Source organism: Streptomyces colonosanans (assembly GCF_001866645.1).
In the GTDB taxonomy this organism is placed as follows: Bacteria; Actinomycetota; Actinomycetes; order Streptomycetales; family Streptomycetaceae; genus Streptomyces; species Streptomyces colonosanans.
On the sequence record NZ_MLYP01000056.1, the window covers coordinates 22268 to 34184 of the forward strand.

Annotated in this window: 12 protein-coding genes; 8 read left to right on the forward strand and 4 right to left on the reverse strand. The window is 70.7% G+C overall.

What is annotated here, in order from left to right; translation table 11 throughout:
* Nucleotides 1-6: 6 nt before the first annotated feature.
* Nucleotides 7-459: a DUF4442 domain-containing protein gene (locus BIV24_RS21340; RefSeq protein ID WP_071367992.1), complete on the reverse strand. Its 453-nt coding sequence runs from the start codon at nt 457-459 to the stop codon at nt 7-9.
* Between the two features lie 250 nt (nt 460-709).
* On the opposite strand from BIV24_RS21340, the gene BIV24_RS21345 reads away from it, so the two are divergent.
* Nucleotides 710-1714, forward strand: a complete 1005-nt coding sequence (locus tag BIV24_RS21345; protein WP_071367993.1) for a DUF8017 domain-containing protein — start codon at nt 710-712, stop codon at nt 1712-1714.
* 47 nt (nt 1715-1761) lie between these two features.
* On the opposite strand, the gene BIV24_RS21350 is transcribed toward BIV24_RS21345, so the two are convergent.
* Both BIV24_RS21350 and tuf read right to left on the reverse strand, forming a co-directional pair.
* Nucleotides 1762-2607 (reverse strand): spermidine synthase, encoded by an 846-nt coding sequence (locus BIV24_RS21350; RefSeq protein WP_071367994.1) that lies wholly within the window; start codon nt 2605-2607, stop codon nt 1762-1764.
* 170 nt (nt 2608-2777) lie between these two features.
* Entirely contained in the window at nt 2778-3947 is a 1170-nt protein-coding gene (gene tuf / locus BIV24_RS21355; RefSeq protein WP_071367995.1) for an elongation factor Tu, read from the reverse strand.
* A 439-nt stretch (nt 3948-4386) separates the two neighbouring features.
* Here tuf and BIV24_RS21360 point away from each other — a divergent pair, with 439 nt between their 5' ends.
* The 5 genes from BIV24_RS21360 to BIV24_RS21380 all read left to right on the forward strand — a co-directional run bounded on the left by BIV24_RS21360 (nt 4387) and on the right by BIV24_RS21380 (nt 8958).
* Nucleotides 4387-5166 (forward strand): TVP38/TMEM64 family protein, encoded by a 780-nt coding sequence (locus BIV24_RS21360; RefSeq protein ID WP_071367996.1) that lies wholly within the window; start codon nt 4387-4389, stop codon nt 5164-5166.
* Between the two features lie 219 nt (nt 5167-5385).
* The gene (locus BIV24_RS21365) at nt 5386-6261 is read left to right on the forward strand and encodes an undecaprenyl-diphosphate phosphatase (RefSeq protein WP_071367997.1); all 876 of its coding nucleotides are present in this window, start codon (nt 5386-5388) and stop codon (nt 6259-6261) included.
* 298 nt (nt 6262-6559) lie between these two features.
* Entirely contained in the window at nt 6560-6901 is a 342-nt protein-coding gene (locus BIV24_RS21370) for an ArsR/SmtB family transcription factor (protein WP_071367998.1), read from the forward strand.
* Nucleotides 6902-6966: 65 nt separating this feature from the next.
* On the forward strand, nt 6967-8613 hold the full coding sequence (locus BIV24_RS21375) for a SulP family inorganic anion transporter (RefSeq protein WP_425442582.1): 1647 nt from the start codon (nt 6967-6969) through the stop codon (nt 8611-8613).
* A gap of 129 nt (nt 8614-8742) precedes the next feature.
* A complete protein-coding gene (locus BIV24_RS21380; RefSeq protein WP_071368000.1) occupies nt 8743-8958 on the forward strand; it encodes a hypothetical protein in 216 nt (71 codons plus the stop codon).
* Nucleotides 8959-9089: 131 nt separating this feature from the next.
* Here the strand turns inward: BIV24_RS21380 and BIV24_RS21385 are convergent, their stop codons facing one another.
* Complete coding sequence (locus tag BIV24_RS21385; protein ID WP_071368001.1) at nt 9090-9539, reverse strand: DNA-binding protein; 450 nt, start codon at nt 9537-9539, stop codon at nt 9090-9092.
* Between the two features lie 259 nt (nt 9540-9798).
* Here BIV24_RS21385 and BIV24_RS21390 point away from each other — a divergent pair, with 259 nt between their 5' ends.
* Together BIV24_RS21390 and lnt are read left to right on the forward strand one after the other, a co-directional pair.
* A complete protein-coding gene (locus BIV24_RS21390) occupies nt 9799-9978 on the forward strand; it encodes a hypothetical protein (protein ID WP_071368007.1) in 180 nt (59 codons plus the stop codon).
* Nucleotides 9979-10127: 149 nt separating this feature from the next.
* A complete protein-coding gene (gene lnt, locus BIV24_RS21395) occupies nt 10128-11696 on the forward strand; it encodes an apolipoprotein N-acyltransferase (RefSeq protein ID WP_071368002.1) in 1569 nt (522 codons plus the stop codon).
* The last annotated feature ends 221 nt before the right edge of the window (nt 11697-11917 follow it).

The following is an 11917-nucleotide window of genomic DNA, read 5'->3' on the forward strand; positions in this document are numbered from 1 at the left end:
GGCCCCTCAGCCGTTGGGCCGCAGGGTCCACACCACCGTCATCTCGCCCGTGACGGCCCCGTCCTCGCGCTGCAGGGCGATGGCGACCGGGAACTCCGGCCGCTTGCCCTCGTCGAGATCCGCGATGACCTCGGCCGCCGGGCGGCCCAGGGTCGCCGTGGCCGTCACGGCTCCCATGGCCAGCTTCTTGTAGTCGATCTCGGCCCGCACGGCGAGCGGTACCGCGCGCGAGAGCTGGTCGCCGAAGGCCGTCAGGACGATGGCACCGCTGGCGGACTCGGCCAACGTGAACATGGCACCGGCGTGGGGGCCGCCGAGGTGATTGTGGTAGTCCGGCTGGTCCGGAAGCCGGAGCACCGCGCGCTCCGCGGTGACCTCGGCGAACTCCAGGTTCAGGGTGCGCACCATCGGGACCGCGGTGGCCAGCATCTCGCCCATCGAGGCGTTTCCAACTGTCATGAGCGAGATGTTACCGGCGAGTAGTAAGCCTGGCCACCCCTGGAGGGACGGGCTGTGCTTCCCCCGGGCACCAAGGGCGTCTCCGCCGAAACACCGGACGCGGCGCCGAGGAAGACCGTCGGCATCGCGTGGCTGCGGATCGCGCGGCTGCACGACAACCGGTAGGACCGCCTTCATTCCCGCTTCCGGTACGGGCCTGACGAAGATCGGTGACCGAAACGTGTCCCGGTCGGCACTAGGGTTATGGCCCATGTGGCCAGGACAGCAGCCGCCCGGGGGCGAGCAGAATCCGCAGAACCAGAACAACCCCTACCAGCAACCGGGGTACCAGCAGCCGAACCCGTACCAGCAGCCGGGTTTCCAGCAGCCGAATCCCTATCAGCAGCCCGGGCCGTCGCAGTGGGACGGGCCCACGGTCGTAGGGTCACCGGACGGCGGGGGTGGCGGAAACCGGACGAAGCTCGTCGCCATCGTGGCGGCCACAGCCGTGGTCGTGGCCGCCGGCGTCACCGGATTCCTGGTTCTGGGCAGCAACAAGGACGACAACGCCGGCGGCGACAAGAACACCCACGCGCCGACCAGCACCTCGCAGAGCGCGACGCCCTCGGAGTCCTCGTCCGACGACTCACGCGGCGCGGAGACCGAGAAGCCGACCATCGCGGGCTGGAAGGTGGTCATCAACCCCAGGTGGGGAACGGCCTTCGACGTGCCGCCGGACTGGAACGTCGAGTCGCCCGACACGCTGATCGGTTTCGAGAAGCACGACGCCAAGCCCGGTGACGAGCCGCTCATCACCATGTCGGCGCCCGCGTACCTCAAGAAGGAGTGGTGCACCTCCGACGAGGACAAGGACGGGCGGGTGGACAACACCCCGCTGGCCGCGGTGGGCACCAAGGGCTCGAACGGCTCCAAGAGCACCGAGCAGGTCGCCGTGACCGCGGTCCCGTGGTGGGTGTTCGGCGGTTACACGCAGCCCGACAAGAAGAGCGTCACCTTCGACCACAAGGCGAAGCCGTACACGACCGCGGCCGGTGTCGAGGGCAAGCTCGCCTGGGCCCGCTCCAAGAACACGCCCCAGAAGGGGAAGTGCGCGAGCGACGGCAAGGCCATCACGTTCGGCTTCAAGAACTCCAAGGGCGACTTCGTCGCCTGGAACCTCTACGGCGCTACGGGCGTGAAGGACGAACTCCCGGACGCGACGATCATGAAGATCCTCAGCACGGTACGGCTCCACGGCGACCCGGTGGGGTCCTGAACCGCGCCGGGTTCCCCCACGACCGGTGATGAGCCCGGTCGTGGGGGTCAGCCGATGGTGAAGGCCCCGCCCGGCGGCTCCGGTGACGGTACGGCGTCCTCGTCGTGCACCGGCCCTGCGCTGCCCATGAAGTCCCGTAGCACAGAGCCGTGTTCGACGCGGGCGGGGAAGGCGTCCGCGGCGGTGCGACGGGCCAGGAGAGCTGTGTCCAGTGGCTGGTGGCCGGCGATGAGGACGGCATTACCGAAGCGGCGCCCGCGCAGCACCGCCGGCTCGGCGATCAGCGCCAGCTCCTCGAACACCTCGGCGAACGTGGCGAGTTGGGAGCGGAGGAAGGCGAAGGGCGCGGCGTCGGCGAGGTTCGCCAGATAGACGCCGTCCTCGCGCAGCACCCGCTCGGCGGCGCGTGCGTACGCCACCGTGGTCAGATGGGCGGGGATACGCGAGCCGCCGAAGACATCGGCGATCACGATGTCGGCAGAGTCCTGCGGGGCGGCCTCCAGCCAGGCGCGGGCGTCGTCCGGGTGCAGGGCGATACCGGCGTCCGCGGGCAGCGGCAGATGCTCCACGACGAGGTCGAGCAGGCCCCGGTCGGCCTCCACCACGTCCTGCCGTGAGCCCGGCCGGGTCGCGACGAGATAGCGGGGCAGGGTGAGCGCGCCCCCGCCGAGGTGCAGCACGTCCAGGGCCTGACCCGGCTCCGCCACCGTGTCCAGCACATGGCCGAGCCGTCGCGCGTACTCGAACTCCAGATGCGTCGGCGCGTCCAGATCGACGTACGACTGCGGCGCCCCGTCGACCGTCAGCAGCCAGGCCCTCTCACGGTCCACGTCGGGCATCAACTTGGCAGTGCCGTGGTCCACGGCACGGGTCACGGGTATGGGCTCGCTCACCCGTCCATTGTGCAGGGGCAGGAGTCCCGGGCCGTACACGGTGCGCGGCAGCCCGGACAGGCCGTCGCCTCGACCGGCGGGACACCCCGTCCGTCGCGAACGCGGGTGCCCACCCCTTCCGGGTGGGCACCCGCGTGCCGGGCCGCTCGGCCGTCACCGGCGGGCCGGGCTCAGCCCACGGTCGTCACCGTGCCCGCGCCGACCGTCCGGCCGCCCTCGCGGATCGCGAAGCCGAGGCCGGGCTCCAGCGGGACCTCGCGGCCCAGCTCCACCGTCATGGTGACCGTGTCGCCGGGCCGGGCGACCGCCGTCTCCCCGAGGTCGACGTCGCCGACCACGTCCGCGGTGCGGATGTAGAACTGCGGCCGGTAGCCGGTCGACACCGGGGTCGTACGGCCGCCCTCGCGCGCCGACAGGACGTAGACCTGCGCCGAGAAGCGACGGCTCGGCGCGACGCTGCCGGGCGCCGCGACGATGTGTCCGCGACGCACCGCGTCACGCGGCACCCCGCGCAGCAGCAGCGCCACGTTGTCCCCGGCCTGCGCCTCCTCCATGGGCTTGCCGAAGGTCTCCAGGCCGGTGACCACGGTCTCCAGGCCGGCACCGAGCACCTCGACGCGGTCGCCCACACGGACGGTGCCGCGTTCCACGGCGCCCGTGACGACCGTGCCGCGGCCGGTGATGGTGAGCACGTTCTCCACCGGTAGCAGGAACGGCGCGTCCACGTACCGCTCGGGCATGGGCACATAGGTGTCCACCGCGTCGAGCAGCGCGTCGATCGCCGCGGTCCAACGTGGGTCTCCCTCAAGGGCCTTGAGCCCGGAGACCCGGACCACCGGTACGGACTCGCCCGGGTAGCCCTGCGCGGTCAGCAGTTCGCGGATCTCGAGCTCGACGAGGTCCGTGAGCTCCTCGTCGCCCGCGTCGGCCTTGTTGAGGGCGACGACGATGTGGTCGACACCCACCTGCCGGGCCAGCAGCACGTGTTCGGCGGTCTGCGGCATGACTCCGTCGAGCGCGGAGACGACGAGGATCGCTCCGTCGAGCTGCGCGGCTCCGGTGACCATGTTCTTGACGTAGTCGGCGTGGCCGGGCATGTCCACGTGCGCGTAGTGCCGGGTGTCGGTCTCGTACTCGACGTGCGCGATGTTGATGGTGATGCCCCGCGCCGCCTCCTCCGGGGCCCGGTCGATCCGGTCGAAGGGCACGAAGGCGGAGGCGCCGCGCTCGGCGAGGACCTTGGTGATGGCAGCGGTCAGGGTGGTTTTGCCGTGGTCGACGTGACCCATCGTGCCGATGTTCAGGTGCGGTTTGGTGCGCACGTATGCCGTCTTGGGCATGGCTGTACCTCGAAGCCTCTTCAGTGGTACCGAGTGACGGCCCCGGCGCGGGGAAGGCCGGCCGGGACGGGGACCCCAAGGACGTGCCGACCCTCCCCCTGCGGGGTCCGCCGGACGATCCGGGGAGGGTCAGCTTCGGGCGCCGTCAACGGCTGCCAGGAGAAGCGGGAAGGCAGCCTTCGGCGCATCCGCGGCGGCGGATGCTGCAAGGACGAAGGCGTACCGGAACATGCCGTAGATCCTCGTCGACGGATCCGCCCACGTCGAATGGTTTTTCACGCGGCCCGAGCATCGGGCGGTCCGTAGCGAAAGGAAGCAACAGGGAGTCACTGAGCGGCTGTTCGGCGCCGCGGGCGGTACGTCCGCAGCACCCCAAGCCGTGACGCCCGGGACACCCGCCATACGGCGATCACACACGCCGGTCGGTTACTGTCACCAGATGCTCGATGCCACCACCCGCTCTGGGGGCACCGCCATGGCCTCTCCCCAGGCCACCGCCGCGGAGTTCACCACCGCGTCGGCCGCCGCCGTCGCCGCACCGCTCGGTTTCACCACCCGCTGCACCAGAGTGCTGCTCTCACCCTGGTCGCGGCTCGCCCTGCTGGTGGCGCTGCTCGCCGCGGCCGCGTCCTGCATGCTGCTGTTCGAGCCGCAGAAGCTGCTGACCCACGGCTGGCCACCGCAGCTCGCGGGTGTCGCGGCAGCCCTCGTCTTCGCCGTGGCGTACGGACTGTGCACGGTCGCGTTCGTGCCACGTCCGCTGCTGAACCTCGCGGGGGGTGCCCTGTTCGGCTCCCAGCTGGGTACGGGCACGGCCCTCGCCGGCACGGTGCTCGGGGCCGGGCTCGCCTTCGGACTCGGCCGCCTGCTCGGGCAGGACGCGCTGCGCCTGCTCCTGCGCGGCCGCTGGCTGAATGCGGCGGACGGGCAGTTGAGCAGGCACGGGTTCCGCTCGATGATGGCCGCCCGGCTGTTCCCGGGGGTGCCGTTCTGGGCTGCCAACTACTGTGCGGCCGTCTCCCGGATGCGCTGGGCGCCGTTCCTGGTCGCAACGGCGCTCGGCTCGATCCCGAACACCGCCGCGTACGTCGTCGCCGGCGCTCGCGCCGCGCGGCCGACCTCGCCCGCCTTTCTGGTCGCGATGTGCTTCATCGCCATCCCCGCGCTGGCCGGCGCGGTGGTGGCCTGGCGAAAGCGCCACCACTTCAAGGGGAAGTAGGCCCGTCCACGGCGTCCCCGGGTACACGTTCGACAGCCCGCACATCCCGCGCGGCGGTTCGGGCTGCTTCAACCGTCGGTAACGCTCCCGTGGTGGTGGCGTCATCTTGGGGAGCTAATCTGCCCCCCAACACACCCGAGTACCGGTTGCGCTCCGGCGCGCCGCGGCTCGGCGTGCCCGTCGCCGCTTCCACGATCAGCGCTTGGACCACATCACTTCATGTCTTGGTTTGAATCCCTCGTCCTCGGACTCGTCCAGGGGCTGACCGAATTCCTCCCCGTCTCCTCCAGCGCGCATCTGCGGCTGACCGCGGTCTTCGCGGGCTGGACGGATCCAGGCGCCGCGTTCACCGCGATCACCCAGATCGGCACGGAGGCGGCGGTGCTGATCTACTTCCGCAAGGACATCGCGAACATCCTCTCGGCCTGGTTCCGCTCGCTGTTCGACAAGAACATGCGGCAGGACCCCGACGCGCGGATGGGCTGGCTGGTGATCGTCGGCTCCATACCCATCGGTGTGCTCGGGGTGACCCTCAAGGACCAGATCGAGGGCCCGTTCCGCGATCTGCGGATCACCGCGACGATGCTGATCGTCATGGGCGTGGTCCTCGGCGTCGCGGACCGGCTCGCGGCGCGCGACGAGGCGAGCGGCCGCCACCGGCTCCCGAAGCAGCGCAAGACGCTCCAGGACCTGAACATCAAGGACGGTCTGATCTACGGCTTCTGCCAGGCGATGGCCCTGATTCCCGGTGTCTCCCGCTCCGGTGCCACGATCAGCGGCGGCCTGTTCCTGGGCTACCGGCGTGAGGCCGCGGCCCGCTACTCCTTCCTGCTGGCCATCCCGGCCGTGCTGGCCTCGGGCGTGTTCGAGCTCAAGGACGCCGCGGCTGCCGGGCATGTGAGCTGGGGACCGACGCTGTTCGCGACGGTCATCGCGTTCGTGTCGGGTTACGCGGTCATCGCGTGGTTCATGAAGTTCATCTCCTCGAAGTCCTTCATGCCGTTCGTCTGGTACCGGGTGGCCCTCGGGGTGGCCATCATCGCCCTGGTCAGCGCCGGTGTACTGAGCCCTCACGCGGGCGAGTCGGCGGGCTGACGGGGCGAATCGCTCTCCGGGCACCGGCATCTGGACGGGGCCACACGGCGCACCGCCCGGATGCCGACGCCGGACTGACGGTGCCGCGGAACGCTCGTTCAGGCCGACAGGCGTGGGTTCGCGAATTGCATAATTTTGCAATTCTCTACATCATGGATGGCTGGCCGTGCCACCTCTATGGGGGTACGGCCCCCGCCTGCGCAGACGCGACGGGCGCCGGCGAGGCGCAGCGCGTCCTGCGCGGTGCCCCGACGATGTGCGGCTGCGCGGGAGAAGTCGACGAGGAGGAGACAGGGCAGTGCCGGTTCCGCTGTATCAGGCGAAGGCGGAGTTCTTCCGCATGCTGGGTCATCCCGTGCGGATCCGCGTCCTGGAGCTCCTCCAGGACGGCCCGACGGCCGTACGCGACCTGCTTGCCGAGATCGAGATCGAGCCCGCCGCACTCTCCCAGCAGCTGGCCGTCCTGCGGCGTTCCGGGATCGTCACCTCCACACGCGAGGGCTCCACCGTCATCTACCAGCTAGCCGGTGGAGATGTGGCGGAGCTGATGCGGGCGGCCCGCCGGATCCTGACCGAGATGCTGGCGGGGCAGAACGAGCTGCTGGCCGAGCTGCGGGAAGCCGAGGTTCCGAACCGGTGAGCACCCTGGTGACCCGGGGGGTTGCCCGGGTGTGTTCCCTACTGCCCTCGCGTGCCGATCTGGCGATGATGGGCCGCGCCCCGAAACAGGACCTGCTGGCCGGCCTGACGGTGGCGATCGTCGCGCTGCCGCTGGCGCTCGGCTTCGGGGTCTCCTCCGGTCTGGGTGCCGAGGCGGGGCTGGCCACTGCCGTGGTGGCGGGCGCGATCGCGGCGCTGTTCGGCGGCTCGAATCTTCAGGTGTCCGGTCCGACCGGGGCGATGACCGTGGTCCTTGTGCCGATCGCCGCCCAGCACGGCTCGGGCGGCGTCCTGACCGTGGGCCTGATCGCCGGGGTGATCCTGCTCGGCCTGGCCGTAGTGCGGGCGGGCCGGTACATGGCCTACATCCCGGCCTCGGTGGTGGAGGGCTTCACGCTCGGTATCGCCCTGGTAATCGGGTTGCAGCAGGTCCCGAACGCACTGGGCGTGGGCAAGCCGGAGGGCGACAGGGTCCTGACGGTCACCTGGCGGGCCGCCGAGGCTTTCGTCGCGTCGCCGAACTGGACCGCTGTCGCACTCGCGCTCTCAGTGGCCGCGGTGATGCTGGCGGGGGCCCGGTGGCGGCCGACCGTTCCGTTCTCGATCATCGCCGTGATCGCCGCCACGATCGTGGCGCAGGTCTTCTCTCTCGATGCCGCCGCCCCGATCGGGGATCTGCCGTCGGGCCTGCCCGCTCCGTCGCTCGGTTTCGTCGACCTCTCCGCGTTCGGCTCTCTCTTGGCGCCGGCCGTCGCGGTCGCCGCGCTCGCCGCCCTGGAGTCGCTGCTGTCCGCGCAGGTCGCCGACGGCATGACGATGACGGTGGGCCAGAAGCACGACCCGGACAAGGAGCTGTTCGGACAGGGCCTGGCGAACATCGCCGCCCCGCTGTTCGGCGGCGTCCCCGCGACCGGCGCGATAGCCCGTACCGCGGTCAACGTCCGTACCGGCGCCTCCTCCCGGCTGGCCGCCCTCACCCACGCGGTGATCCTCGGCGTGATCGTGTTCGCCGCCGCGCCGCTGGTCTCCAGGATCCCGCTGGCCGCGCTGGCCGGGGTGCTGATCGCGACCGCGATCCGCATGGTCGAGGTCGGCTCGCTGCTCGCGATGGCCAAAGCCACCCGCTCCGACGCCCTCGTACTCGTGCTGACCGCCGTGGCCACCGTGGCCCTGGACCTGGTGTACGCGGTCATCATCGGCCTGGCCGTCGCGGGCGCCCTCGCCCTTCGCGCGGTGGCCAGGCAGACCCGCATGGACCAGGTCGACTTCCGTCCCGATGTGCCGGGCGACCACAGCGAGGAGGAACACGCGCTGCTCGCCGAGCACATCGTCGCCTACCGCATCGACGGTCCGCTGTTCTTCGCCGGGGCCCACCGCTTCCTGCTCGAGCTGTCCGAGGTGGCCGACGTCCGCGTGGTGATCCTGCGCATGTCCCGCGTCACGACCATCGACGCCACCGGCGCCCTGGTCCTCAAGGACGCCGTCGTCAAGCTGGCCCGCCGCGGGATCGTGGTGATGGCCTCCGGTATCCGCCTGGGACAGCACCAGGTGCTGGACTCCGTCGGCGCGCTCGACCTGCTGCGGCACGAAGGCCGCGAGTACGCCACCACCCCCGAGGCCATCGCCGGCGCCCGGAAGTACCTCGAACACGCCGGACTCCTGGGCCCGCACCCCACCGCAAAGATCCCGTAACCGTGCCCGCCGACCGCCTGATGACCGAGGGGTCCGGCAGCGAGGCCCTACGACTACGGCATCCCGCGAGCCGGATTCATCCGAATGGCTCAACATGCGCGCCACGCCCCGAGGGGCGAAGCTGGTGCCATGGCCGAGCACCATCTGATCGTGTCCGCACCCACCGGGACCGGTGGCCGGCGCATCCAGTCCGATGATGTGACGCTGGGGATGGCGTACCGCCTGCACGATGTGGCGGTGCTGCTCCAGCGTGCCGGGCTGGGAGGCTGGGACGAACTGGACGTGATCGAGTCGCCCTTGATCGAGTGGCACGGAGGCGGGCCTGAGGAGTGGTTCGAGGAGTAGGCGGCCCCGGCGACCCCTCCAGTCCCCGCGGAAGGTCAGGGAGAGAATTTTCGTCCCGATATCGAACGCACATCCGAAATACGCCTGCTTCTGGCCCCTGACCGCCCGCGCGTGACACTGCGGCACCAGCTTCAATCCAAGGCTTCTCCGTCAGCCCTGACGCGACTGGTCAGCCGCTCGTATCGCTGCCTGGCGGCTTGCGGAGTGCCGAGCCCGAGCCCGAAGGCGATCTCCTGCCAGGTCATGCCGCGGCCGCGTGCCATCTGAAGAAGTCCGGCCTCCAGCTCGTCCATCTCCCCGCGCACCAGCGGAACGAGGCTCAACGCCGCCGTGACATCGGCCTGGTCCACCTCCGGTTCGCCGTCATCCCGCTGCGCGGTACCGCTGAGCAGGAACGACACCAACCTGACCGCCTCGTGCGGCGCAATGACCGAAGGATGAACCTGCCGGCGACGCTGCTCCTCGGTGGCTGCGTGTCGCTCGGCGATGCGAAACAGGGACGCGTACACACGCTGCGCTCGCGCCTGGTCCGGCTGCGGAGGCGTGAAGGGATCGGCGTGCTGCTCGGGAGTCGTCGACATGAGATCAGGATGGGTCCGCACACGAGTTGCCGTCAACCAATCGTTGTAAACACTTCGTTCAACACTCTCACGGTCATTCCCGACTCGCTCTCGCACCTGGGCCTGACCCTGGAGGAGCGACCGGGACAGCCTGGCAGCACTCCGGACCGGTCGGCACCATCCCCAACTCCCGGCAACGAAACCGTTCGTGACCAACCGCATACGGTGCGCGCAGTCGCCCGGTAGCGCACTGTCAGTCCCTGCCCCTACGCTGTTCCGCATGTCCCCCGATTCCTTGAGCCTTGGTTCCGCACGGTCCGCCGCCGATCTGAACGAGCGGATTCGCGCGCTCTGGCAGCGCGCGGGCGGCTCCCTGTCGACTCAGGAGCGCGCGGAGTACGAGCTGCTGGTTGTGGAATGGGCTGCGGCGATACGCGGCGAGGTCATCACGGCGGCGTGACCGCGCCGCCGGTGAAGCCGGACCGCCCGGCGTGAGACTGCCCCCGCGTCGGCGGACCCTTACCCACTCGCCGCAGGCCCCCTGTCGAAAGTCGCCGTCGGCACGCACGCTGAAGGGGCACGCACCTGAGAGGAGGCGCCGACGTGAGGATGCCCAGCGACTGGCTCTCCTCCCGCTGGTGGCGCGGCGCCGCCGCCGTGCTCGCGGGTGCGCTGCCGATGCTCGCCTTCCCGGCGCCCTCCTGGTGGTGGTTCGCGTACGTCGCGCTGATCCCGTGGATCCTGCTCGCCCGCTCGGCGCCGACCGGCAGACGGGCCGCCTATGACGGCTGGCTCGGCGGCTTCGGCTTCCTGGTGGCGGTGCACCACTGGCTGCTGCCGAGTCTGAACGTCTTCCTTTTCGTCATCGCGGCCCTGCTCGGCGTGTTGTGGGCGCCCTGGGGCTGGCTGGTGCAGCGCTTGCTGACAGGCGCGCCCTCGCCGAAGCGGGTCGGCGCGGCCCTGGTCGTGCTGCCGTCGGGCTGGCTGATGGTCGAACTGGTCCGCTCCTGGCAGGGGCTCGGCGGCCCCTGGGGGCTGCTCGGTTCGAGCCAGTGGCAGGTGGCGCCCGCACTGCGGCTGGCCTCGATCGGCGGGGTGTGGCTGCTGAGCTTCCTGATCGTGGCCGTCAACGTGGCCCTCGCGATGCTCGTGTCGGTGCGCGAGGCGCGCATGCCCGCAGTGGCCGGGCTCGCCGCGACGGCCGTCGCGACCTCGGCGGCCTGGGTCTGGTCACCGCGCCCCGAGGTCGGCTTGCAGGTGCGGATCGCCGTCGTCCAGCCCGGAATCGTCGGCGGCCCGGACAGCGGCACCAAGCGGTTCGACCACGAGGAGCAGCTGACCCGTGAGCTCGCCGGACAGAACGTGAGCCTGGTCGTCTGGGGCGAGAGCAGCGTCGGCTTCGACCTCGCCCACCGGCCCGATCTCGCGGCCCGGGTCGCTGCCCTGTCCCGGCTGGTGAAGGCCGACATCCTCGTGAACGTCGACGCCCGCCGCTCCGACCTCCCCGGCATCTACAAGAGTTCCGTGCTCATCGGCCCGCACGGCCCGACCGGCGACCGCTACGACAAGATGCGGCTCGTCCCGTTCGGCGAGTACATACCGATGCGGTCGGCGCTCGGCTGGGCCACCTCGGTCGGCAAGGCGGCCGGCGTGGACCGCAGGCGGGGCACCGAGCAGGTGGTGATGAACGTCGGGCACGGACTGCGCATCGGTCCGATGGTCTGCTTCGAGTCCGCGTTCCCCGACATGAGCCGCCACCTCGCGAAGGACGGCGCCGACGTGCTGATCGCCCAGTCGTCGACCTCGACGTTCCAGCAGAGCTGGGCTCCGCAGCAGCATGCCTCACTGGCCGCGCTGCGTGCCGCGGAGACCGGCCGTCCGATGGTGCACGCCACGCTGACCGGTGTCTCCGCCGTCTACGGCCCGAGCGGCGAGCGCATCGGCTCCTGGCTCGGCACCGGCCAGCGGGCGTCAGTGGTCTACGACGTCCCGCTCAGCCACGGCATCACCCCGTACGTCCGCTACGGAGACTGGCCGGTGTACGGCGCCCTGCTGATCCTCGCAGGCCTGGGCTCGACCGAGGGCATCCGGGCGTTCAGAGCGCGACGGGGCGCCCCTGAACGGCAGCTACGACGCGCTCGCACACCTCATGGGTCGCCGGTGCGTCCCGGGCGCTGAGCACCGCGCCCGCCCGGAGGGCGCCGAGGAAGGCCGGCGCGGCCTGCTCCGGTGCAGCCGACCTTCCCGGGACGCCTCCCAGTGCCGCGGCAGGCAACGTTTGCCCCGTCGCGACGCCCGGCACGCCTCCCCCAAGCTCTTCGAGCAGGGGGTACCCCCACTCGCCGCACCGACCGAAAGCCCAAGTACGTCCAGTACGAGGGCTTCCGGCCGGCACGCCG

What these genes read in the sequence shown, in the direction of transcription:
- BIV24_RS21340 (WP_071367992.1), bottom strand. Translation starts at nt 459, where the DNA reads ATGACAGTTGGAAACGCCTCGATGGGCGAGATGCTGGCCACCGCGGTC.
- BIV24_RS21345 (WP_071367993.1), top strand. Translation starts at nt 710, where the DNA reads ATGTGGCCAGGACAGCAGCCGCCCGGGGGCGAGCAGAATCCGCAGAAC.
- tuf (WP_071367995.1), bottom strand. Translation starts at nt 3,947, where the DNA reads ATGCCCAAGACGGCATACGTGCGCACCAAACCGCACCTGAACATCGGC.
- BIV24_RS21360 (WP_071367996.1), top strand. Translation starts at nt 4,387, where the DNA reads ATGCTCGATGCCACCACCCGCTCTGGGGGCACCGCCATGGCCTCTCCC.
- BIV24_RS21365 (WP_071367997.1), top strand. Translation starts at nt 5,386, where the DNA reads ATGTCTTGGTTTGAATCCCTCGTCCTCGGACTCGTCCAGGGGCTGACC.
- BIV24_RS21375 (WP_425442582.1), top strand. Translation starts at nt 6,967, where the DNA reads ATGATGGGCCGCGCCCCGAAACAGGACCTGCTGGCCGGCCTGACGGTG.
- BIV24_RS21380 (WP_071368000.1), top strand. Translation starts at nt 8,743, where the DNA reads ATGGCCGAGCACCATCTGATCGTGTCCGCACCCACCGGGACCGGTGGC.
- BIV24_RS21385 (WP_071368001.1), bottom strand. Translation starts at nt 9,539, where the DNA reads ATGTCGACGACTCCCGAGCAGCACGCCGATCCCTTCACGCCTCCGCAG.
- BIV24_RS21390 (WP_071368007.1), top strand. Translation starts at nt 9,799, where the DNA reads ATGTCCCCCGATTCCTTGAGCCTTGGTTCCGCACGGTCCGCCGCCGAT.
- lnt (WP_071368002.1), top strand. Translation starts at nt 10,128, where the DNA reads ATGCCCAGCGACTGGCTCTCCTCCCGCTGGTGGCGCGGCGCCGCCGCC.